The following is a 22,694-nucleotide window of genomic DNA, read 5'->3' as shown; positions in this document are numbered from 1 at the left end:
TGGGAATTAGAGCGCCTTGAGCCCTTGCAGCAGCGCCTGGTGGAAGCGCGCGGGTTCTTCCATTTGTGGTGCGTGGCCCAGGCCCGGGAACTCCACCAGGGTCGAGTGGGGAATGAGCTTGGCCACTTGCTTGCCCAGTTCGTTGTACCGGCCGATCTTGGCCTTGACCTCGGGCGGCGCGCTATCACTGCCGATTGCGGTGATATCGGACGTACCGATCAGTAGCAGGGTCTGGACCTGCAGGTCCTTGAACTCGTAGTACACCGGCTGGGTAAAGATCATGTCGTAAATCAACGCCGAATTCCACGCCACCCGCTTATGGCCCGGGCCCTGGTTCAGGCCGACGAGCATGTCCACCCAACGCTCGTATTCAGGCTTCCAGCGCCCGTCGTAGTAGGTCTTGCGCTCGTACTCGCGCACGCCGTCGGCGCTCAGTTTCAGTTCGCGCTCATACCATTGGTCGACGCTGCGATAGGGCACGCCCAAGGCTTTCCAGTCTTCCAGGCCGATCGGGTTGACCAGCGCCAGTTGCTCGGTTTGTGTGGGGTAAAGCAGGGCATAGCGGGTAGCCAGCATGCCACCGGTGGAATGGCCGACCAGGGTCGCCTTGGGAATGCCGAGTTTTTGCAGGAGTTGATGGGTGTTGATTGCCAACTGCTGGAAGCTGTACTGGTAGTGCTCAGGCTTGGTGGAGGTGCAGAAGCCGATCTGGTCCGGTGCGATCACCCGGTAGCCGGCCTCGCTCAGGGCCTTGATCGACGCCTCCCAGGTCGCGCCGCAGAAGTTCTTGCCATGCATCAACACCACGCTGCGGCCATTGGCGGGGCCTTTGGCCGGCACGTCCATATAGCCCATTTGCACTGCTTGGCCCTGGGACTGGAAATCGAAATGTTCGACCGGGTAGGGGTATTGGAAACCTTGCAACTGCGGGCCGTAGCTTGGGTTTTGCGTGGCTGCCAAGGCAGGGAGGGCGCAGGTGGCCAGCAGGCCGGCAAGGAGAAACGAACGTGTCAGCGGCATGGGAAAGCTCCAGGGACGATGCTCCCGGATGCTGTGGCGGGGGGATTAAGCGGGGATTAACCCGTCGCCGCAGGCCCAGTGCAGCAACGCACATTGCTTACATCCAATGCAACGTAAGCATTGCCACCACCGCATACCGGGCCGCCTTGGCCAGGCTGACGATCAGCACAAAACGCCACAGCGGCTCCTTCATCACCCCGGCCACCAGGGTCAGCGGGTCGCCGATGATCGGCACCCAACTGAGCAGCAGTGACCAATGCCCCCAGCGGCGATAATGGCCGCGGGACTTTTCCAACTGCGCGGCGCTTAGCGGGAACCAGCGTCGATCCTTGAACAGCTCGACCGAGCGGCCCAGCAGCCAGTTGACCAGCGAACCCAGGACGTTGCCCAGGGTCGCGATCCCGAGCAGCAACCACACCGCGTAGTTGCCGTTGAGCAGCAGCGCGACCAGTACCGCTTCCGATTGCAGTGGTAACAGCGTTGCCGCGCCAAAGGCGCTGAAAAATAGCCCGGCATACCCAGCGAGCATTGATCAGTGGGCCGGGTATTGGGCTACCACTACATCTTTACCTTCGCGGGTCAGGCCGATGACTTGATAGGCGTCGCTCATGCCATCCATTTCCATGCCCGGCGAGCCCATGGGCATGCCTGGGGCGGCGATGCCCAGCAAGTCGTCACGTTTGCGCAGGGCCAGCACCTGATCAGCAGGCACGTGGCCTTCGACGAATTTGCCGTCGATCACGGCGGTATGGCAGGACGCCAGGCGAGGCGCCACGCCCAGGCGCTGCTTGACCGAACTCATGTCCGCTTCCACATGGTCGTTGACCTTGAATCCGTTGCTTTCAAGGTGGCTGATCCATTTCTTGCAACAACCGCAGTTGGCATCGCGGTGCACGTCAATCGGGATCAGTTCGGCGGCCTGGGCCAGGGTGGTCATGAACAGGGCGGACAGCAAAGTCAGGCGCAGGGTGGTTTTCATAGACAGGTCCCATCGGTTACGGAGTGCGCAAAGAGGGCGCATTGTCCGCGCTTTTGCGAATCAGGTGAGGTGGTTATGTTTCGAAATTATACGGACACGCGACAACCCCGCAGCTTAAGGTGCGCAGCTGTCAGCCAACTGAGGCAAAGATGACAATTTTGTCAGTTCAGGACGATTCCAGGCGCTGCTTGAGCTGGTCCATGGCCTGCTCCGACAGCTCTACCATGCGCGTTTGCAAGGTGCGCAGCTGCAGTTCGGTCTCATAGCTCAGCACCCGGGTGAACAAAGTGCCGCTACCTTGAGGCTGGAGTAAGTAATGAATGCTGCCATCGACCGCAAGGGAGGTGAACACGGTCTTGAATTCCCGGGGCGGCACGGCGATTTGCACCCGGTAGCTCATGGGTACACGTACCCCCAGTAGGTCGATCGTCTCGGTGAAGCGCTGACCGGCAGGCAGTGAACCGCTGGTGCCGGTGTCCGCGCCCAGGGACGTGGGATGCCATTCATGCCAGCGATCCGGCTGGGTCACGTAGTCGTAGACGGCTTCGATAGGGGCTTGGATGTAGCGTTCCTGGCTGATTCGCTCGACGCGGAGCGGGTGCTCGACTGCATTCATGACACACCTCCTGTGTGGCTAGGAACTGTCAGAATAGTCGCACTCCCGTACAACGCACGGGAGTCTTCAGGCTTTTTCGACGGGTTCGCAGCAAGGCCTATAGCTGATAGTTCTTCAGCTCCCGAGCAATCACCAGGCGCTGGATCTCACTGGTGCCCTCATAAATCTGCGTAATCCGCGCATCCCGGTAGTAACGCTCCACCGGGTAGTCTTCCAGGTAGCCATAGCCGCCATGGATCTGCATCGCAGATGAGCAGACCTTCTCGGCCATTTCCGACGCGAATAGCTTGGCCTGGGAGGCTTCGGACAGGCACGGCTTGCCCGCACTGCGCAAACGCGCGGCATGCAGGATCAGCAGCCGTGCGGCATTGAGGCGGGTCTGCATGTCAGCCAGCAGGTTGGCCACGCTCTGGTGCTCGATGATGGCCTTGTCGAACTGCACCCGGTCACGGGCGTAGGCCAATGCGGCTTCAAAGGCTGCACGGGCGATGCCCAAGGCCTGGGCGGCGATGCCGATGCGCCCACCTTCGAGGTTGGACAGGGCAATGGCCAGGCCCTTGCCGCGCTCGCCGAGCAGGTTGGCCTCGGGCACGCTGCACTGGCTAAGGGTTACCGCGCAGGTGTCCGAGGCACGGATGCCCATCTTGTGTTCGGTACGGTCCACGGTGAAGCCTGGGGTAGCGGTGGGCACCAGGAACGCCGAAATACCTTTCTTGCCCAGCTCCGGGTCGGTCACGGCAAACACAATCGCCAGCTTGGCGCGTTTGCCGTTGCTAACGAACTGTTTGGCGCCGTTGATCACCCACTGGCCATCGCGCAGTTCGGCGCGAGTGCGCAGGTTGTGGGCTTCGGAGCCGGCCTGGGGTTCGGTCAGGCAGAAACAACCGATGGCCTGGCCGCTGGCCAGCTCGGCCAACCAAGTCTCTTTTTGCGCAGGTGTGCCGTAGTTGAGGATTGGGCCGCAACCCACTGAATTATGGATACTCATCAGTGCGCCTACTGCACCGTCACCCGCAGAAATCTCCTCGACGGCCAGGGCATAGGCCACGTAGTCCACATAAGTGCCGCCCCATTCTTCCGGCACCACCATGCCCAACAGTCCCAGTTCGCCCATCTTGGCTACCAGGCCGTCGTCGATCCAGCCGGCTTTTTCCCAGGCCTGGGCATGGGGGGCGATTTCGCCACGGGCAAAGTCGCGCGCCATGTCGCGGATCATGACTTGTTCTTCTGTAAATTCAATATCTTGCATGAGTTAGTTCCCGTTCTTCGCGAAGTCTTGGAAGAAGCTGTCGACATGGCGCTGGTCCAGTGCCGCTAACGTTGGCGGGTTCCAGCGCGGGGCTTTGTCCTTGTCGATCAACAATGCGCGTACGCCTTCGATCAGGTCGCCACGGGCGAACCACTGGCGGTCGAGGTGCAGTTCCAGGGCAAAGCAATCTTCCAGCGCCAGGTGCCGTCCACGCCGCAGCATCTGCAGGGTCACCGCCATGGCCAATGGCGAGCGGGTGTGCATCAGTTGCGCTGTGCTCACGGCCCATTCATGGCTGTCGGCAACGGTCACTTGTTGCAGCTGTTCGACAATGCTCGGTACGTCGGGCTGGGCAAAGAAGTGGTCGATGGCCGGGCGCAGGGCCGCCAGCGGCGCATCCGGCAATTGTTGCACGGCGAGCTTGGCCAGCAGGCCTTGCAGATCCTTGAGTGGCGAGTCGCGCCATTGCAGGTGGTCGAGTTTGTGGTCCAGCTCCGCCAGCCTGGCGCTGTCCAGGTACCAATCAGCCAGCCCGCAATACAAAGCGTCGGCGGCGCGGATCTGCACCCCGGTCACGCCCAGGTAAATCCCCAGTTCGCCGGGAATGCGCGGCAGGAAGTAGCTGCCGCCCACATCCGGGAAATAACCGATGGCCACTTCCGGCATGGCCAGGCGGCTGCGCTCGGTGACTACCCGCAGGTCGGCACCCTGGACCAGGCCCATGCCGCCGCCCAGGACAAAGCCGTCCATCAGGGCGAGGATCGGCTTGCGGTAGTGATGGATGGCCAGGTCGAGGGCATATTCCTCGACGAAGAAGTCTTCGTGCAGGGTGTCGCCGCTCTTGAAGCTGTCGTACAGCGAGCGGATATCGCCACCGGCGCAGAAGGCCTTTTCACCGGCGCCGCGCAACACCACGGCGTGCACCTCGGGCGCATCGGCCCAGACGCGCAAATGCGCCGAGAGGCTGCGGACCATGTCCAGGGTGATGGCGTTGAGGCCGGCGGGGCGGTTGAGGGTCAGGTGGCCGATGTGGTTGCGTACTTCGGCCAGGACGCTGTCCTGGGAGGACTCGGTGCTGCGTGTCGCCTGGGACTGAGCCTGAGCAGTCATCTGTAACTCCCTGCTTTTATTGTTCTTTATCAAAGTGTTCGCGGGCGAACCATCTCCGGATCGTACCAGTGCAAATTTGCCCAGTACAAGCCGGAATCCTGCAGGTCATCTTTGCATTTATGCAGCGAGGCATTCGATAAAAAACTGGGCAGGCTTGGCTAGACCCGGCTGGCCAGCACCTGGCTGATACTGCGGCGGCGGGCATGGTCTTCGGCGATATGGATCAGTTCCTCCAGTTCGCTGGGGGTAACGTCAAAAAACTGCTCCATTTGCGCCAACGCTTGTTCCAGGTCTGCGGCGGTGATTTTTGCATCCACCTCTGGGGACGGCGTCGGCACCACCACTGGGGTTTCAGCCGGGCCCTTGGGGTAACGGGTGCGGGTCAGGTTGTTGTAGGCCAGGGCCGACAGCAGCAAGGTGCCAGCGCCGAGCATGACCGGGCCGACTTCCTGCCAGCCCAGGGCGATGGTGGCCGGGTCGGCCAGCACCAGGGTCATGGCCAATCCACCGGAAGGCGGGTGCAGGCAACGCAGCCAGCACATCAGGATCAACGCCATGCCCGCCGCGAGGCAGGCGCTGCCCAGGGTCCGGCCCAAGACGCGGGCCACCAGCAAGGCCACCACACTGGCGCATAGATAGCTGCCAATAATCGACCATGGCTGGGCGAGGGCCCCCGATGACACCGCAAACAACAGCACGGCGGAGGCGCCCAGCGGGCCCAGCAGGTGCATGGCCACTTCCAGGCCATACACCTGGGCACAGAGCCATACGGTAAACAGGGTGCCCAGGGCCATGCCGATGGCGGCACGACTCCATTCGGCGGGACGGGTATTGATGGCAGCGGGGAACCAGCGAGCGAGCATTGCGGGGCAGTCCGATCTTGAAAGGCAAAAAAAGGGCTTTGCGGTTTCCCGTAAAGCCCTTCGAAAGTTCCAACATTTGGGGGAGGAACCGGCGCAGTGTGCCGATCAATCAACACTGGCGCCAATGCATATTAATGCAGGTTAAGTGCAGTAATTTTGCATCAAGCCCACCGGGGCCCTGAGCAGACCTTGCCCAGGACACGCTCGTGGTTCTCGGCATTGATCAGCGATTTGTGCACGCTTTCCCGCAACTGTGGGTCGCTGGCCAACGGCCCCTTGAGTGCGACCAGGGCGTCGCGCAGTTCCATCAGGCGGTCGAGGGTGGGCAGCGGGATATAGCCGACGTGTACAGGCTCGGCAGCAACAGGCAATTGCTCGTCAGGCACGGCAGCGGTCCTCTGAGGGCAGTAACGATATGGCGCGAATGGTGGCGCAAATGTAAAACGAGTTTACCGGTGGGGTCAGAGAGCCGGTAGGGGAACCGCTACCGGCATTTACGGATACAAACGTAGGAGCTTTCTTGATGACTCACACTCAAGGCGCAAGCGGCTCCAGATGCAGCAGCACATAGGGGTTTTTATCGAACTGCCCGACAAGCACCGGCGTTAATCCGCGCCAGCGCGGCTCCTCCAGGCCATCGAATTGCGCCTTGTCCATCACCAGCCACGCCGGCGCCGGCAGCGCTGCGAGGTCGGCAGGTGCCTGGGTGAACAGCGGCACCCGGTCACACTCCACATTGACCATGAATTTGATGGCCTTGGCGTCTTTGCCCAGGCCATGCAACACCAGCGGCGCGGGGTCCTGGCGAATCAGCGCCTGCGCCTCGCGGGCAAAGGTGCGAGTGTCATACAGGCGGCGTTCCAGGGGTTCGACCACCAGGATGTACACGCTCCACACCGCCAGCACCGCGCAAAACGCCGGCCCCACAGGGCGCCAGCGCCACTTCACAAGCATCGCGACGGCAACGACCTGCAAGCCGATCAACAGGCCCAGCGCGCCCTGGAAATGCTCCACCTGCGCGCCAAAACGATGCCGGGCCACCAGCAGCGCGCCGACCAGCAAACCCGGAGCCAGTGCCCATAACCCCAGCATCAAGCCCCGTAGCCCCTTGAACAGGCGCCCATCCGTCCGATGAAACGGATACGCGGCGATGATCGCCACCATGGGCATCATCGGTAACACATAGCGGGCTTTCTTCGCCTCGGGGATCGATAGGCCCAGCATCACGATCAACCCCGCAGCGATGCATCCCAGCAGCAATTGCCAGCCGCTATCGGACGCGCGCCGGCCTCTTTGCAGCACCGCCAGCAGCGTCAACAGGGCCAGCGGGTACGCCGGGGCGTAGTTGCCCAGGGAACTGCTGAAGTAATACAGCACGCTGCTGGAGCCTTCGCGGCCGTCCATGCGCCCAAGGAACTGCATGCGGATCACGTCCTGCATAAAGGCCTCGCCGCCACTGAGCTTGGCCAGCAACAGCAGCAAGCCCACGCACGCCACCAGCAACGCCAGGGCCAGCAGGCCGAAGCTGAACAACGGCCGCCATTGGCGGTTGAGCAGGTAATAGGCGCACAACACCCCAGTGGGGATCACCAGGCCGATGGGCCCGCGAATGGCAAACCCCAGCAGCAACAGGAGTAACAGCCACGGCAGGCGCCGGGGGCTGGCGAAATGATCATGGGCATAGCCCAGGTAAAACACCGCCAGGGTCACCGCCGCCAGCATCTGGTCCAGGGAAACCGAGCGGGTTTCGCTGATAAACGTGCTGCTGAGTAACAGCAACGCGATGCTCAGCAGCGCCCAACGCCGGGAGTAAGGCGCCGTCAGGCGGTAGACCAGGGCAACGATGACCGCCGCAGCGATGGCCGTCGGCAGCCACGCACTAAGGCTGGTGACGCGCCCCAGGGGCAGCGACAACAGCCAGGTCAGCAGGGTCGAGGTCGAGAGGTAATCGGCATATGGCTGGCCATAGGTGGTGGGGAAAAACCCCGGCCCGTGGCGCAGCATTTCCTGGGCGAACAGCACGAAGCGCGAGTCGAAACCGATAATTGCCTGGTCCCAGTTACCGGCGACAAACAGCAACAGGGCCAGCAGCCCGACGCCCCAGGACTGGCGGCGCAAGACAGGCGCGAGCAGCGTGTCCACGCCTCAGGCCTCCAGCAACCGCGGCACCCACTGTTGCTGGGGGATCGGCAACTCGCAGGACTGCCCACGGCCCATGGGGAAGTAGTCAAAGCCCTTGCGCGCCAGGCGCTCGGCGTCATACAGGTTGCGCCCGTCAAAGATCACCGGCGCCTTGAGGCGCGCGTGCAGCAGGTCGAAATCCGGTGCCTTGAACTGCTGCCACTCGGTGCAGACGATCAAGGCGTCGGCGCCCCCCAGGGTCGATTCCGGGGTGCCCATCAGCATCAGGCGCGGGTCATCGCCGTAGAGCTTCTGGGTTTCCTGCATGGCCTCGGGGTCGAAGGCCCGTACGTTGGCCCCGGCGGCCCAGAGCGACTCCATCAGTACCCGGCTCGGCGCGTCGCGCATGTCGTCGGTGTTGGGCTTGAACGCCAGGCCCCACAAGGCAAACGTCTTGCCGCGTAACTCGCCCTTGTAGAACGCCCGGATACGCTCGAACAGTTTGCTTTTCTGGCGCTGGTTGATGGCTTCCACCGCTTCCAGCAGGTCGCTGGAGCAGTTGGCTTGGCGGGCACTGTGGATCAGCGCGCGCATGTCCTTGGGAAAGCACGAGCCGCCGTAGCCGCAACCAGGGTAGATAAAGTGGTAGCCGATCCGCGAATCGGCACCGATGCCCAGGCGCACCGACTCGATATCGGCCCCCAGGTGCTCGGCCAGTTCGGCGATCTGGTTGATAAAGCTGATCTTGGTGGCCAGCATGCAGTTGGCGGCGTACTTGGTCAGCTCGGCGCTGCGCACGTCCATGAAGATGATGCGGTCGTGGTTGCGGTTGAACGGCGCGTACAGGTCACGCATCACCTCGCGCACTTCTTCGCGCTCGCAGCCGATGATGATCCGGTCGGGGCGCCGGCAGTCAGCCACGGCGGAGCCTTCCTTGAGGAATTCCGGGTTGGAGACGATATCGAACACCAGGCTGCGCCCAGCCAGGGCCTTGTCGATATGGGCCCGCAGGGTGTCGCCGGTGCCCACCGGGACCGTGGATTTCTCCACCAGGATCACCGGCTCGACACGATGCCGGGCCACCGCATCACCCACCGACAGTACGTATTTCAAGTCTGCCGAGCCGTCCTCGTCCGAGGGCGTGCCGACCGCGATAAACAACACTTCGCCATGCTCGACCGCGAGTTTTTCCTGGCTGGTAAAGGTCAATCGACCGTTTTCCAGGTTTTCCCGGACCAGGCTGGCAAGCCCCGGCTCGAAAATGCTCACATGGCCCTGTTGCAGCAGACGCACCTTGTTTTCGTCAACGTCCATGCAGATCACATCGTGACCGACCTCGGCCAATACGGTGGCCTGTACCAGGCCAACGTAACCACTACCAAATACGCTGATTTTCATGGGGCATTCCTGGGGCTTGTATTGCCGATACGACGGGAGTTGATGGTCAAAACGCCGAGGATGACCAGTGCCACCCCCAAGGTCCGTGACAGGGAAAAGGGTTCGTTGAAGCCGGGCAGGCTGGCGGCCAGCAGGTACACCAGGACGTAGCTGATACTCAGCAACGAATAGGCGCGGCTCAGGGGCAGGTGCGCCAGCGCACCGAGCCAGCAGAGCATCGACAGGGCGTAGGCCACGATGGCCAGGGCCACCACGCCCAAGGCCACGGGATCAACCATGGGCGCGGTGAGCCAGTCGGCGGGCAATGGCAAGCGTGTCATGCTCCAGCGCATGCCCAACTGGGCCGCGCTGACCAGCACCACGCTGGACAACGCCAGGGTGAAACCGCGCAACCGGCTCATACCTGGCCTCCCAGCAGCAGCACGCCGCCCATCACCAGGGCCACGCCGACCCAGTGGCGGCGGTCTACCGGCTCATGAAACACAAAGCGCGCCACCAGGGTGATCAGTACAAAATTCAGGCTGAGCATCGGGTAGGCAATTCCCACTTCCAGGCGTTGCAGCACCAGCAGCCACACCAGCAGGCCCAGGCCCAGGCACAGCAGGGCCGACCAGAGCCAGGGCGAGCGCAGTTTCAACGCCCAGCCCGCCGGCTGGCCACGCCAGCCTTCCACGGCATACTTTTGCGCGATCTGGCCCATGCAGGTCAGCAGGCACGCGGCCAGGAGCAGCAGCAGGCTGATCAAGGCGCCACCTGCGGGAACACCAGGATCACCATGTTGCCTTGCTCGTAGCGCTGGCCATCGCTGGGCAGCAACTCGACTTCACGCACTTCACTCTCGCCCTTGACGCGCATCACCACGCCCACCGAGCCCTGTTTGCGGGCCTCGGTCATCCATTGCTGGACTTGTGTGGTGTCGACCCGGCGCGCGGCGCTGTCAGGGTAGGCCAGGCCGTATTTGACTTCGCCCAGGGTGTCGTAAAGCGTCACATCCGGGCGCTTGAGCCGCCACGCCAGGGCGGCCGCTGCGCCCAGGTCGTTGCTCAGCAAACGATTGGTACCTGCCAGTTCCTGGGCGTGATCAATAATGAATTGGTCCGGGGTCTTGTTATTCACCACCGAGTGCGGCAACGCCGCAGGCACCAGGGCCACCAGCAACCAACTGCCCAGGGCCGGCGCCGCCCACAGGCGCAGCGGGCGCGCCGCCTGTAGCAGATTGACGATAATCCAGCCCAGCAACACGATAAACACCAGCACCAGGCTCGACAGTTCCTGCTGGTGGGCATAGATCGGCTTTTTCAGCTGGAAATACACAATTGCCAGCAGGCCCAGCACCCCGAGGATCAGGTTGAGCCAGCCATTGACTTGCAACACCCGGCCACGGGCCTGGGCCAGTTTGTCGGCCAGGGTATGGCCCATCAGCAATGCCAAAGGCAGCAGGCACGGCAAGATGTAAGCCGGCAGCTTGCCCTTGCTCAGGCTGAAAAACGCCAGGGGCATCAGCAACCACAACAACAGGAAGCCAGTGGTGTGCGCACGTTTTTCCTGCCACGCCTGTTTCAGGGTGGAGGGCAACAGGGCCAGCCATGGCAGGCTGAATGCGGCCAGCAACGGCAGGTAGTACCACCAGGCTTCTTCGTGCTGGGCATCTTCACCGGCAAAGCGCTGAATGTGTTCGTGCCAGAAAAAGAAGTTCCAGTAGTCGGGCTCCTGGGCATGCACCATCAGCGCCCAGGGCAGGCTGACCACAATCGCCACAGCCACCGCCACCAGGCCGTAGGCCAGCAGCTCACGCAAGCGCTTTTGCCAGATCATGTAGGGCAGGGCGATCAATACCGGCAGCAGCCAGGCCAAAAAGCCCTTGGTCATGAAGCCCATGGCGCAGGAAAACCCCAACAGGGCCCAGGCGCCTAGGCGCGCCCGCCGGCTGTGGCTGTCGATGCACAGCCACAAGGCCACGCCGCTGAGGTTGACCCAGAAGCTGAACTGCGGGTCGAGGTTGGCGTAGCCCCCCGACATCGCCACGCTGACAAAACTCATGTACAGCACGCTGCTGACCAGGCTCTTGCGTGGATCGTTCCACAGGCGCCGGGCCATGAAGTACACCAAAAGGATGCTCAAGCCCGTGGCCAGCGCAGAGGCCACGCGTACGCCGAACAGGTTTTGCCCGAACAGGGCCTGGCCGAGGGCGATCATCCAGTAACCGGCCGCCGGTTTTTCGAAATAGCGGATGCCCATGAAGTGCGGCGACGCCCATTTGCCGGTCAGCAGCATTTCCTGGCTGATCTGCGCGTAGCGGGTTTCGTCCGGGATCCATAGGCCATGGGTGACCATCGGCAGCAGGTAACACAGGCCGAAGGCCAGTAGGAGCAGGGGCAGGGCCCAACGTCGGATCATGCCTGTTGCACTCCCAGCCAGCCTTCGCGGCCACTGAGTACGCCGCGTGTCAGATGCGCCAGGGGCAAGCTCGCCGGATCGGCCGGCAACAGGTTGCCCAAGGGCTGGAATTGGATGCCGCGCTGCCCTGCCTGGGCGAGCAACTGGCGAAATTCATTAGCCATAAGAATCCCTTCGACTTCTGCGTGGATCGTATAGACGTTGAGTGTCGATTCGGTGAACCGATCAAGAATGAAGCCGTTGAAGTCCTTGGCCGCGACCTGGGGCCCGACCACTTCGTCGAAGGTCGGCAGGTCTACCGGGATCTGCGGCGTGCCGGCGCGGCCATCGGCGAGGATCGGACGGAACAGGCCGGTGCCGCGACAATCGCTGTTGTAACGCAAGCCAAAGCCTTGCTTGGCCTGCACCACCCGCTCATCGGCACGCCAGCCGGCGGCAGCGGAACATTCCACCGGGGCGCCGAGAATATCGCCCAACGTGTCGAGCCCACGGCGTACCTGCTCCACCAACTGCGCATCGCTCCAGCGCCCGGCATTGGCCTGCCAGCCATGGTGATCCCAGGCATGCAGGCCTACTTCGTGCCCGGCGGCCTTGGCCTGGCGCATCAGGTGCCCCAGGTCGCGGCCAATCGGCTTGCCCGGCCAGGCAGTGCCGGCCAGCAGGATGTCCCAGCCGTACAGCCCGGCCGCGTTGGAGCGCAGCATCTTCCACAGGAACTGCGGGCGGATCAGGCGCCACAAATGCCGCCCCATATTGTCCGGGCCGACACTGAAGAAAAACGTCGCCTTGATCCCGGCCTCATCCAGCAACTCCAGCAACCGTGGCACGCCATCACGGGTGCCGCGGTAGGTGTCGACGTCGATGCGCAGACCTGCCTTCATTATTTGCCTGCTTCGCTGGACTGGGCGAATTCCAGCATCGCTTCACGCAGGAAGAAGTCCAGGGTGTTGCCGATGGTTTCGCTCATCTGCACGCTCGGCTCCCAGTCCAGCAGGCGCTTGGCGTTGGCAATGCTCGGCTTGCGGTGCGCCACGTCCTGATAGCCAGTGCCATAGAACGCCTTGCTTTCGACATCACGGAACCCGGCGAATGGCGGGAAGTTACCGCGCAACGGGTGGGCCTCGAACTGACGCAGCAGTTCTTCGCCCAACTGGCGGATGCTCGCTTCGTTGTCCGGGTTGCCGATGTTGATGATCTGGCCGTTGCACGCGTCGTTATCGTTGTCGATGATCCGCGCCAGGGCCTCGATGCCGTCGGCAATGTCGGTGAAGCAGCGTTTCTGCTCGCCACCGTCAAACAGGCGGATTGGCGTGCCTTCCACCAGGTTGAGGATCAATTGGGTGATCGCCCGGGAGCTGCCGATACGCGCCGAGTCCAGGCGATCCAGGCGTGGGCCCATCCAGTTGAAGGGGCGAAACAGGGTGAAATTCAGGCCTTTGGCGCCATAGGCCCAGATCACCCGGTCCAGCAGTTGCTTGGAGACCGAGTAGATCCAGCGCTGCTTGTTGATCGGCCCCACCACCAGGTTGGAGGTGTCTTCGTCGAAATTCTGGTCCTGGCACATGCCATAGACTTCAGAGGTCGACGGGAAAATCACGCGTTTGTTGTACTTGACGCAGTAGCGCACCAGCTTGAGGTTTTCTTCAAAATCCAGCTCGAACACACGCAACGGGTTGCGGGTGTATTCGATGGGCGTGGCGATGGCCACCAGCGGCAGGACCACGTCGCATTTTTTGATGTGGTACTCGATCCACTCGGAGTGAATGCTGATATCGCCTTCCACATAGTGGAAGTTGGGGTGGCTGCGCAGGCGTTCGATGGCGTCGGAGCCGATGTCCAGGCCGTAGACCTCGTAGCGATCATCGCGCAGCAGGCGCTCGGACAGGTGGTTGCCGATAAAGCCGTTGACCCCCAGGATCAGCACGCGGGTGCGCCGTGGTTTACCGCCCGACTCGGCGCCGCGCAGGATCGAGCCGTCCACCAGGCCCAGTTCATCGGCCAGGGCCGGGCCGGTCAGGTACAGGCCGTGGTCATTGCGCTGGCCAAAGTTGATGACCAGGGAGTCTTCACCGCAGGCAATGCGCAGCGGGTTGACGCTGATCACGCGCCCCGGCGCCTGGCCTTCATTGCCCTTGAGCACTTCGGCTTGCCACACGATCAGCTTGTGCTCGCCCACCGCACAGAACGCGCCGGGGTACGGTTGGGTCACGGCACGCACCAGGTTGAACAATTCTTCTGCGGGCTTGCTCCATACGAGCTTGCCGTCTGCCGGGGTGCGGCGGCCAAAGCAGGTGGCCTGGCTTTCGTCCTGGGCGGTTTCGCTCAACTTGCCCTGGGCCAGTTGCGGCAGCGCGTCACGCAGCAACTGGGTGGCGGCCTCGCGCAGCTTGGCGTGGAGTGTCAGGCCGGTGTCGCTGCGTTCGATCATGACTTTTTGCTGGGCAAGAATCGCGCCGGCGTCGGCACGCTTGACCATGCGGTGCAGGGTCACGCCGGTTTCGGTTTCGCCATTGACCAGCACCCAGTTGGCCGGCGCGCGGCCACGGTACTTGGGCAGCAGCGAACCGTGCAGGTTGAATGCGCCCTGGCGCGCGGTGGCCAACAGCGCTTCGCCCAGCAGGTTGCGGTAGTAGAACGAGAAAATGAAGTCTGGGTTCAGCTTCGCCACACGCTCGACCCACAGCGGGTGGTTGGCGTCTTCCGGCGCGTGCACCGGGATGCCGTGGCGCGCGCACAGCTGGGCGACCGAGCCGTAGAAGGTGTTTTCCTTGGGATCATCGGCATGGGTGAACACGGCAGCAATCTGGTAGCCCGTGGCGAGCAGGGCTTCGATGCCTGCACAGCCAATGTCGTGGTACGCGAAGACAACAGCTTTTGAACTCATGACGAAACCTGACTGGAAGAGGAAGTGGACGATTGGGAAGAGGGCAGGCCATCAACGATGACCGCTGGCGCAGGGGCTGTCGGCTCGTTGCGCAGCACCTTTTCAATAAAGAAGCGTGGGCGGGCGCGCACATCGCTGTACATGCGCCCCAGGTATTCACCCAGCAGGCCCATGCCGATGAACTGCCCGCCAGTAAACACAAACAGCACGGCGAACAGCACGAACAGGCCATCGCCGGCCCAATCGGCACCAAAGGCCAGGCGCATGACGATCAGGGCAAAGGCAAACAGCATGCCCAGGGCCGCCAGGCTGAAACCGACGATGGACAACAGGCGCAGGGGCGTGGTGGTCATGCACGTCAGCAGGTCGAACATCAGGCTGATCAGGCGCATGGCGCTGTATTTGGATTCGCCGTGTTCGCGCTCGGCGTGGTGCACCAGGATTTCCGTGGTATGGCGCGCAAAGCCGTTGGCCAGGATCGGGATAAAGGTGCTGCGCTCACGGCAGGCGAGCATGGCGTCGACGATGGTGCGCCGGTAGGCACGCAGCATGCAGCCGTAGTCGGTCATGGCCACGCCGGTCGAGCGCTGCACGGCCAGGTTGATCAGGCGCGAAGGCCAGCGGCGAAAGGCCGAGTCCTGGCGATTGTTGCGCACGGTCGCGACCACGTCGTAACCCAGGGCGGCTTGCTCGACCAGGCGTGGAATCTCTTCGGGCGGGTTTTGCAGGTCGGCATCGAGGGTAATCACCACCTCGCCCCGGCATTGTTCAAACCCGGCCATGATCGCGGCGTGCTGGCCGTAGTTGCGATTGAGGATCACCGCTACCACATGGCTGCCGGGCTCGCTTGCCGCGTCTTCCAGCAGTTGGGCGGAACTGTCGCGGCTGCCGTCGTCCACCAGGATGATTTCGTACGCATAGGCCAACTGCTCGCATGCCGCACGGGTACGGCGCAGCAGTTCGGGCAGGCTCTGTTCTTCGTTGTAGACCGGGATAACGATCGACACGCAATGAATAGGGTAGGGTTTCAAAGATTCATGACCTCGGGTTAGAGCAACTTTGAGCGTAGAGATGACAACAAACAGCGGATGAAAGTGCAGGCAGTTCAATAAAAAAGAGCCGCGTGCAGAGCCACCCTGAGTAAAGCCCATAACGGCCAAAGGTAAAGCATTATCAAGGAGTTAGTCAGCAAAACCCGGCTTGCCCCAAGTATTGCGGCCAAGATTAAGCGCAAATTTGTCCAGCGAATATGAAAGGCAGATGAAAAACTCGTTTATTTGGTGGGCAGACAGCTAGTGTTCAGCTAGACAATAAAGAACGCAGACAAACGATAACTGTTTACACGTAGTCCTAATCCGTAAGTGCTTTAGTGCGTATTCGCGCTGATTTAATCGGGTTGGCAATCCATGGCGATTGAACAATCTTCTCAGCAACACCCTGCAAGTGCCGGTAAAGTAGGCGGTCTCTTGCCAGGGTAGTCGGATGAATAGCGTGCAGTTTTTACGGGGCCAGTTAAGGCCGGTGTTGATAGTGATGTGGATGACCCTGGGGGCTGCCCAGACTGCGGGCGCTGCCGAGCAAGTGAGCCTGACGCCGCTGGCCCAGGTTCCGCCCGGGGTCGAGGTGCAGGGCAAGCAGGTGGCAGCGTATAGCTGGGATGACCGCCAGGGTCATAACCTGCTGGTACTGGCCGAGCAGGAAGCAGGCGAGCGCGATGACGACGGCACGCAATCGGCGTCGATCTATGCCGCGCAGTACCTGTTGGAAGGGGATCGCCCCAAGCGCCTGTGGATGCTGCATGACGATGTGCAGCGCTGCGAGTTCGACGCCGGCCTGCACTTCGATAACGCCGCGACCCGCGTCACCGACTTGCTGGGTGACGGTCTGAGCCAGGTGACCGTGGGCTATTCACGCACCTGCACCAGTGATGTCAGCCCCCGTGAGTTCAAGCTGATCATGCACATCGGCAAGGCGCACAAGTACGGGCTGCGTGGGGTCGACCGCTACGGCGCCAGTTGGTGGGACGAGGAGGCCGGCGCGCTGCGCGGTATGCCGCTGCCCACCGATTGCACGGTTGCCGCGCAGCAGGCCCTGGTCAGTCAATACCAGGAGCAGGGCACCGACCTGCCATTGCCAGGCTGCTACAACGACGAGCAAGACTTCGCCAAGGCGCCCGCCAAGCTGCTGGTTTTCATGCGCCAGCAGTGGTTTGCGCTGATGCAAAAACAGGACGCCGACTGGAGCCAGCAGCAGAGCCCGGCACCGGCCGAGGATGAGCCCTAGTTTGGTATGCGGCGCCGACCTGCGTTAGACTCGGCGCTCGCCAAACCAATAAATACCGAGATTAAACATAGGCTTAGTCTCGATATTTAATCTCAAGGCTGATCTATTTTGACTGAGATTTCCCGCAACCCCCTGACCCTTTATCTCGCGCGCCTGGCGCCCTCCAGCCAATTGACCATGCGCTACGTTCTGCAAGACGCCGCCGACCGCCTGGGTTTCGAAGAGATCAACCTGGAAGATATCGACTGGCATCTGTTGCAACCCGAACACGTGATGGCCCTGGTCGCCGTGTTACGTGAAGACGGGTACGCGCCCAACACCTCATCGCTGTATGTCAACGCCGTGCGCGGGGTGATGAACGAAGCCTGGCGCATCAGCCTGATCAGCCAGGAACACCTGCTGAAGATGCGCTCGGTCAAAGCCACCGCCGGCACGCGCTTGAGCCAGGGACGCAACCTGCGCCGCACCTTGATCCGCGAACTGATGGACGTCTGCGCTGCCGATCCAAGGCCCCAGGGCCTGCGGGATGCGGCAGTGATCGCAATCCTCTATGGCTCGGGGATGCGCAAGTCAGAGTCGGTCAACCTCGACCTGGCCCAGGTGAACTTTGCAGAGCGCAGCCTGCGGGTGATCGGCAAGGGCAACAAGGAACTGGTCAAGTACGCGCCAGCCTGGGCGTTTGCCAAGTTGCAGGCCTGGCTGGAATTTCGCCGCGAGCATCTAAAGGACGGGGAACAGGACGATAGCTTCCTGTTCAACCGCATCCGCCGTGGCAGCCACATCACCCGCGAACGCATTACCAAACATGCGATTTACTACATCGCCCGCCAACGCGGCGAGCAGGTGGGCGTGAAGATCATGCCCCATGATTTCCGGCGATCATTCATTACCCGGGTGATCGAGGAGCATGACTTGTCGATTGCGCAGAAACTGGCGCACCACACCAATATCCAGACCACCGCCAGCTACGACGTGCGCGATGACAACGAGCGGCGGCGGGCGATTGATCGGTTTGATCTTTGATTTTTCAGACTCAGGAAGTAAGCATGACTACAAGCATTAATGATTTTTGGTGGGCGACCCTGCTTGCACTGAGCGGTTGGGGTGCGATCGCCTTTTTGATCGGGTGGCGGGTACGTTCCGGCAAGGTCTTTAAGGGCATCACGGCGGCGAAACAGAATATCTACCTGGGGTTGATTCTGGTGGTTGTTTCTATGGTCCCGCCTGGTGTTTCGTGGTTCAAGTACATGGATTTCAAAGAGCAGCGGCAAGCTGAGTCCCAAGAAACAGCGCAAATAAACCAGCGCCTGCAAGCCGATACCGACGAAAAAAAATGCGCTGCGCTCAAGGCTCAGAACCAGGAATGCGCGCCAAAAAAAGACGAGCAGAGGCAAGAGGATGATGGCGAAACGCTATACGCCATCATGGCCAAAATTGTCGATATGATCGGCGTGTTTGTGGGCTTTCTCGGGGGTGCGCTGGGGGTCAATATCTTGTCTGAAGGCCTGTTCAGGAGAGACAAGACACTGCCTGAGCCCCTGGAGCCTTCGCCGATGTCTGTGAAGCGAACCATCACCTACGAATGCGGCAAAATACACCATGAGACCATCATGGAATATCGCCCATCCAAACCAGAGTAGGGGATAGGCACAACCCCGCAGATCTGTCGAGCCGCTATCGCAGATTTGAGCGGTGTCGCCCTCGACAAGGGCTACGGCTTATTGGCATGTCAATGCCTGGCGCTCGTAGTTCAACGCCCTGTTTTGCGCGGGCAGGGCGTACGGCGCCGTACATTGCTGGTCACCCCACTTGATCGTCAGGCTGCCCTGGTCTTCTTCAACCAGCACCAAGGCATTGCCGCTGGGGTCGGCGATGGCCAATTGCTTGCCGCTGGCGTCTTCCAGGGAGGCGCCAAACGTCATGCGCTGGTGCTGTGCATCAAACAGTTCAAACAGCACGCGCCGCCCGCTTTTGCCGCTGTAGCGGGCCAATACTACGGCCCCACGGCGTGGCACCAGTTGCTGCGTGGCTTGGGTGATTTCGATGTCGCCGCCCAGGTCGCGGGTGTCGAGGCTGATCCAGTTCACTCGATAAGGTTGTGTCGAGGGGATAACTGCATAGCCGTTGCGCCCGGTTTCAACCCCGCTGTAGCTGCTGATCTTTGCCCCGCTGATGCCCGGCACCTGGGCCAGGGCGAAGGTCTCGCTGACAGTCTGCCCAAGGTTGATACCACCGGCGTGGGCCACCACCGAACCGGCAACGTTAAGGTTTTGCGAGTCATAACCACGCCCCTGGCTGTACCCCAGGCTGATATCGGCCATGGAGGTGCGGCTGTTGATGTTGGCTGATCCCGATTGGCCGCCCGTACTGCTATGGCCGGCCTGCACCGAATAGAACACATCGCTGGTATCGGCCACATAACCGTTGATACCGGCCTGGGTGCTGGTATCGCCTCGCTGGGTGCTGCTGGTGACGAACGCGCGCGGCGCCCGGGGCTGGCTGCCCAAGGGGAACGAAACAGACAGGTTGAACTGCGTGTCGGAGTCGGGTGCGCCCCAGCTGGCGATCTGTTTGGTGCGGGTCACGCCCAGGTTGTAGCTCAGGTCGCCCCAGTTGTTGTTGTAGCCAGCTGAAAAGCTCTGGGAGCCGCCACGGTTCCAATAGCGTTGGTCGGTGGCGTTCACGTAGAGGCTGCCGAACTCACGGTTGCGCCCCAGACTCTGGTTGATGGTCAGGTCGGTACGGGTTTTCGAGTTGCCGGTGCGCTTGACGGCCTCTTCGCTGGTGTCCTCGACGTGGTCGGTCAGGGTGCGGTAACCCTCGGTTGAATAACGATACGCGGCGAGGGTGAAATTGGTGTCGGTGCCGGCAAAGGTCTTGGCATATAACGCACGCACACTGTTGCCCTGGGTCGTTTGCCCTTGGGCGGCGCTCGACGAGTGAGTGACGTCCATGGACACGGCGCCCAGCGATGTGTTGCGGCCCACTCCCAGGGAGAACGCCTTGTAGTCTTCACTGGCTTGCAGGCCGACAATCGCGCTCAGGTTGCTGGTGAGGCCGTAGGCGAGGGTGCTGCTGACAAATTGCGGGCTCGCCAAGCCGTCAGCATTGCTGCTGAATTTACCGGCCGACACGCTGTATTTGACCTGGCCTTCACGCACCATGATCGGCAGGCTGGAGAACGCCTGGGTGCTCACGTGACGACGGCCGTCGGCCTCGATGATGGTGATTTCCAGGTCGCCGTTCGAGCCGCTGGGGTAGATGTCGTTGATCTCGAAGGGGCCGGGCGCGACGTTGGCGGTGTACAGGATGTAGTCGTTCTGGCGGATTTCTACGGTGGCGTTGGTTTGCGCTACACCACGGATCACCGGCGCATAACCGCGCTCGCTGTCGGCGCGCATGCCTTCGTCGGACGCCAGCTTCAGGCCACGGTAGCGCACGCTGTCGAACAGGTCGGTATCGGAAAAAATCTCGCCGGCACTGAACTGCCCCTTGAGCACAGTCACGTCATGCTGCACATAGCTGCGGTTGCTGGTGAAATTGCTCGGGCGCCCGGTACCGCTGCTCAGGTTCGACTCGTTACGCAGCCGCCAGCCCCCCAGGTTGATACCATTGCGCAGCCCCAGGTTGTTGTTGATGCGCGTTTCATAGTCGCCGCCTGTGCGGCTGCTGTTGAGTTGATAGTTGATAAACGCCGCCGGCACGCCGTCGTCCCAAAGCTCTGGGTCGACATAACCGCGCATGCCCCGTTGCATCGCGACCTGCGGAATGCTCGCCGCCAGGCGCAGGCGACTGGCGTCATAGCGCAAGGTCGCCTGGTCGATCAGCGTCGGCAGGTCGTAGCAGTCCTGGGGCTGGTTGGGGTCGAGCTTGCCCTGGGCCTGCAAGAGGGGCATGTCGATGCCCAGTTGCTTGAGCAGATCCAGGGTCAGGCAGGGATCGACCCGGCCGGTCTGCGGGTTGCGTTTGAAGTCGATGTCACGCCGGCCCACCAACACCTCATTGCTGTACAGGTCGACCCGGTAGTTGCCAGGCAGCACGCTGTTGGCCGAGAGCAGTTGCTGCAGGTCGACCGACGATTGTGCACCTTGCAAAAAAGTGGTGTTGAACACTTCCAGGGACGGTTCATCGGCAACGGCCCAAGCGGGCGAACCGGCAAGAATGGCCAGTGACAGCGTGCAAGTTGTCGACGCGCGTAAAGTGCGCTCGCTTGATATGTAATGATTGGGCCTGCTGCCTAAAAGAAAAAACATGCAATCATCCCTGCTTATCGGACAGGCGAGGCACGCGAGTACGCACTCGAATCGAACCTGAAGGGTTTAAGGGAAATGCTTATTGCTTGGTGCGCGCCTCAATGGCCTTGGCTGTCAGACGCGTGGAAAGTTGTGCGGTGTATTTATCTTGTGCGCCATAGTCGTTAATACTGGAAAAAGACAACTGCACAGCATCGTGACTATTGAGTTGTTTAACGCTGAACTGTTTTTCGGCACCCGGCGCAATCATTGTCGAGTCGGCAGCCAGTTCTGTTTGTTTACCGGCCTGCAGTTGTATGTCGGCCATGGACACGTGATACAGCGTCGGGTTCTTGACCGTCAGCAGCGAGTCAGCGCTGCGCTTTTGCAATTGCCACTGCAGTTGCGCGGGCGCCGACAGCGCGCTACCTGGCAACCCCGCTGGGCGGAAAAACACCTTGATGCGCTGGCGTACCGCCAACTGCAACGTGTTGTCGGAGGCGGCGGCCTGGGGAATCTCTTGCACATTGAGCCAGACCACGGACTCACGATCCGTTGGCATCCCGGCACCCTGGTAAAGAATTCGCAGCAACTGCTGCTCCTTGGCAAATATGCGTGCCAGTGGCGGGGTTACCGCGAAGGGTGCAGCACTGGCTTGCGCATCGTTGGTGTCGACCCAGGATTGAATCAATACGTCCTGGTTACCGTTGCGCACGGTGATATTGGCCTCCTTGTGATCGCCATCGAAGACGATACGGGTGGCACTCAGTGAAATGCTCGCGGCAGCCTGGGTCGCCATAAGCAGGGTCAGCAGCCCGAGGCCTGCTGCAATGGAACGAGGCAACATGATGTCTACCGTTTGGTGGTCGAATAAATGGCGAGGCCCGAAGGCCTCGCGCGTGACAGGCGCTGCGTGTCGTTTATTCGTATTGCAGGATGAACGGCAGGGTGGCGTCACCACGACCCGCGGTGGAGGCACCGGCTGCACCGGTGGTGACGTAGGCCGCAGCAAAGCTCAAGGTTGCGTCGCCGCCTACGGCACCTTGGCCGTGCATGGCGCTTTCGATACGAGCGGTGGCCGGGGAGCTGAGGTCGATCAGCGCGCCAGTGCTGTCGAGCAGTGCGATACCGACGTTGCTTGCGCTGCCGTTACCAGGGGTCAGGGCGAGGACTTTTTTACCAGTCACCAGGCCTGAACCACCACTTTTGGCGTCAAAGATCATCGCCACTTTAGTGCCCAGGTTGCAGTTCACGCTGAGGTTGAAGTCCTTGGCGGTCACACGGCCCGAGGCCGGGTTTTCAGCAGTGCCCATGTCTTTGATGGAGACGGTGCCCATGTCGACGGAGATCACGCGATCAGCGTTGGCACCGTCAACCGAGCAAGCGTCGTTGTTGATCAAACCGGTGAAGGTGATTTTGCCGCCGCCGCCCGGGGTACCCGTACCCGGGGTAGTTTCGGCAAACGCACTGCCGCTGGCGGCAATAACTGACACAGCGATAAGGGCCAGGGAAAACTTCTTCATGATGATGTCCGTTAGTGTT

General features: G+C 61.5%; 22 protein-coding genes. 3 read left to right on the top strand and 19 right to left on the bottom strand.

What is annotated here, in order from left to right; genetic code table 11:
• Positions 1 to 6 precede the first annotated feature (6 nt).
• The 16 genes from ACSSVH_RS13080 to arnC form a co-directional block, all read right to left on the bottom strand.
• Positions 7 to 1,020, bottom strand: coding sequence for an alpha/beta fold hydrolase (locus tag ACSSVH_RS13080; RefSeq protein WP_492634677.1), 1,014 nt, complete (start codon positions 1,018 to 1,020; stop codon positions 7 to 9).
• 97 nt (positions 1,021 to 1,117) lie between these two features.
• Positions 1,118 to 1,549 carry a YqaA family protein gene (locus ACSSVH_RS13075; protein WP_169951748.1) on the bottom strand — a complete coding sequence of 144 codons (432 nt, stop codon included), beginning with the start codon at positions 1,547 to 1,549 and terminating at the stop codon, positions 1,118 to 1,120.
• 3 nt (positions 1,550 to 1,552) lie between these two features.
• The gene (locus ACSSVH_RS13070; RefSeq protein ID WP_170041383.1) at positions 1,553 to 1,999 is read right to left on the bottom strand and encodes a DUF411 domain-containing protein; all 447 of its coding nucleotides are present in this window, start codon (positions 1,997 to 1,999) and stop codon (positions 1,553 to 1,555) included.
• Between the two features lie 166 nt (positions 2,000 to 2,165).
• Positions 2,166 to 2,615 carry an SRPBCC family protein gene (locus tag ACSSVH_RS13065; protein WP_169951744.1) on the bottom strand — a complete coding sequence of 150 codons (450 nt, stop codon included), beginning with the start codon at positions 2,613 to 2,615 and terminating at the stop codon, positions 2,166 to 2,168.
• Between the two features lie 97 nt (positions 2,616 to 2,712).
• Positions 2,713 to 3,864, bottom strand: a complete 1,152-nt coding sequence (locus tag ACSSVH_RS13060) for an acyl-CoA dehydrogenase family protein (protein ID WP_172311432.1) — start codon at positions 3,862 to 3,864, stop codon at positions 2,713 to 2,715.
• A 3-nt stretch (positions 3,865 to 3,867) separates the two neighbouring features.
• On the bottom strand, positions 3,868 to 4,974 hold the full coding sequence (locus ACSSVH_RS13055; RefSeq protein WP_492634676.1) for an enoyl-CoA hydratase/isomerase family protein: 1,107 nt from the start codon (positions 4,972 to 4,974) through the stop codon (positions 3,868 to 3,870).
• Positions 4,975 to 5,132: 158 nt separating this feature from the next.
• Positions 5,133 to 5,837 carry an HPP family protein gene (locus tag ACSSVH_RS13050; protein WP_169951738.1) on the bottom strand — a complete coding sequence of 235 codons (705 nt, stop codon included), beginning with the start codon at positions 5,835 to 5,837 and terminating at the stop codon, positions 5,133 to 5,135.
• Positions 5,838 to 5,998: 161 nt separating this feature from the next.
• A complete protein-coding gene (locus ACSSVH_RS13045) occupies positions 5,999 to 6,166 on the bottom strand; it encodes a type VI secretion system contractile sheath small subunit (RefSeq protein ID WP_262376917.1) in 168 nt (55 codons plus the stop codon).
• 205 nt (positions 6,167 to 6,371) lie between these two features.
• Positions 6,372 to 7,979 (bottom strand): glycosyltransferase family 39 protein, encoded by a 1,608-nt coding sequence (locus tag ACSSVH_RS13040; protein ID WP_492634675.1) that lies wholly within the window; start codon positions 7,977 to 7,979, stop codon positions 6,372 to 6,374.
• Between the two features lie 3 nt (positions 7,980 to 7,982).
• Positions 7,983 to 9,356, bottom strand: coding sequence for a UDP-glucose dehydrogenase family protein (locus ACSSVH_RS13035; protein ID WP_169951734.1), 1,374 nt, complete (start codon positions 9,354 to 9,356; stop codon positions 7,983 to 7,985).
• Positions 9,353 to 9,757 (bottom strand): 4-amino-4-deoxy-L-arabinose-phosphoundecaprenol flippase subunit ArnF, encoded by a 405-nt coding sequence (arnF, locus tag ACSSVH_RS13030; RefSeq protein ID WP_170057319.1) that lies wholly within the window; start codon positions 9,755 to 9,757, stop codon positions 9,353 to 9,355. The genes ACSSVH_RS13035 and arnF overlap by 4 nt, the downstream gene beginning before the upstream one ends.
• Positions 9,754 to 10,101 (bottom strand): 4-amino-4-deoxy-L-arabinose-phosphoundecaprenol flippase subunit ArnE, encoded by a 348-nt coding sequence (gene arnE, locus ACSSVH_RS13025; protein WP_170041388.1) that lies wholly within the window; start codon positions 10,099 to 10,101, stop codon positions 9,754 to 9,756. The genes arnF and arnE overlap by 4 nt, the downstream gene beginning before the upstream one ends.
• Positions 10,098 to 11,753: a lipid IV(A) 4-amino-4-deoxy-L-arabinosyltransferase gene (gene arnT, locus ACSSVH_RS13020; RefSeq protein WP_492634674.1), complete on the bottom strand. Its 1,656-nt coding sequence runs from the start codon at positions 11,751 to 11,753 to the stop codon at positions 10,098 to 10,100. Before arnT ends, arnE begins: the two co-directional genes overlap by 4 nt.
• Positions 11,750 to 12,637 carry a 4-deoxy-4-formamido-L-arabinose-phosphoundecaprenol deformylase gene (gene arnD / locus ACSSVH_RS13015; RefSeq protein ID WP_170041619.1) on the bottom strand — a complete coding sequence of 296 codons (888 nt, stop codon included), beginning with the start codon at positions 12,635 to 12,637 and terminating at the stop codon, positions 11,750 to 11,752. The genes arnT and arnD overlap by 4 nt, the downstream gene beginning before the upstream one ends.
• The gene (gene arnA, locus ACSSVH_RS13010; protein ID WP_492634673.1) at positions 12,634 to 14,637 is read right to left on the bottom strand and encodes a bifunctional UDP-4-amino-4-deoxy-L-arabinose formyltransferase/UDP-glucuronic acid oxidase ArnA; all 2,004 of its coding nucleotides are present in this window, start codon (positions 14,635 to 14,637) and stop codon (positions 12,634 to 12,636) included. The genes arnD and arnA overlap by 4 nt, the downstream gene beginning before the upstream one ends.
• Entirely contained in the window at positions 14,634 to 15,668 is a 1,035-nt protein-coding gene (gene arnC / locus ACSSVH_RS13005) for an undecaprenyl-phosphate 4-deoxy-4-formamido-L-arabinose transferase (protein ID WP_169951725.1), read from the bottom strand. Before arnC ends, arnA begins: the two co-directional genes overlap by 4 nt.
• Positions 15,669 to 16,119: 451 nt before the next feature.
• On the opposite strand from arnC, the gene ACSSVH_RS13000 reads away from it, so the two are divergent.
• The 3 genes from ACSSVH_RS13000 (at position 16,120) to ACSSVH_RS12990 (ending at position 18,560) form a co-directional block, all read left to right on the top strand.
• The gene (locus ACSSVH_RS13000) at positions 16,120 to 16,920 is read left to right on the top strand and encodes a M949_RS01915 family surface polysaccharide biosynthesis protein (RefSeq protein WP_170041391.1); all 801 of its coding nucleotides are present in this window, start codon (positions 16,120 to 16,122) and stop codon (positions 16,918 to 16,920) included.
• Positions 16,921 to 17,028: 108 nt separating this feature from the next.
• On the top strand, positions 17,029 to 17,943 hold the full coding sequence (locus ACSSVH_RS12995) for a site-specific integrase (RefSeq protein WP_169951721.1): 915 nt from the start codon (positions 17,029 to 17,031) through the stop codon (positions 17,941 to 17,943).
• Between the two features lie 23 nt (positions 17,944 to 17,966).
• Positions 17,967 to 18,560 carry a hypothetical protein gene (locus ACSSVH_RS12990; RefSeq protein ID WP_492634672.1) on the top strand — a complete coding sequence of 198 codons (594 nt, stop codon included), beginning with the start codon at positions 17,967 to 17,969 and terminating at the stop codon, positions 18,558 to 18,560.
• Between the two features lie 78 nt (positions 18,561 to 18,638).
• Here the strand turns inward: ACSSVH_RS12990 and ACSSVH_RS12985 are convergent, their stop codons facing one another.
• The 3 genes from ACSSVH_RS12985 to ACSSVH_RS12975 form a co-directional block, all read right to left on the bottom strand.
• The gene (locus ACSSVH_RS12985) at positions 18,639 to 21,173 is read right to left on the bottom strand and encodes a fimbria/pilus outer membrane usher protein (protein ID WP_169951717.1); all 2,535 of its coding nucleotides are present in this window, start codon (positions 21,171 to 21,173) and stop codon (positions 18,639 to 18,641) included.
• Positions 21,174 to 21,252: 79 nt separating this feature from the next.
• Positions 21,253 to 21,999, bottom strand: coding sequence for a fimbrial biogenesis chaperone (locus ACSSVH_RS12980; RefSeq protein WP_169951715.1), 747 nt, complete (start codon positions 21,997 to 21,999; stop codon positions 21,253 to 21,255).
• Between the two features lie 73 nt (positions 22,000 to 22,072).
• Positions 22,073 to 22,675 (bottom strand): fimbrial protein, encoded by a 603-nt coding sequence (locus ACSSVH_RS12975; RefSeq protein ID WP_169951714.1) that lies wholly within the window; start codon positions 22,673 to 22,675, stop codon positions 22,073 to 22,075.
• Between the last annotated feature and the right edge of the window lie 19 nt (positions 22,676 to 22,694).

It is taken from the genome of Pseudomonas sp. HC1(2025) (assembly GCF_058742075.1).
This window is presented reverse-complemented; position numbering and strand designations above follow the sequence as displayed.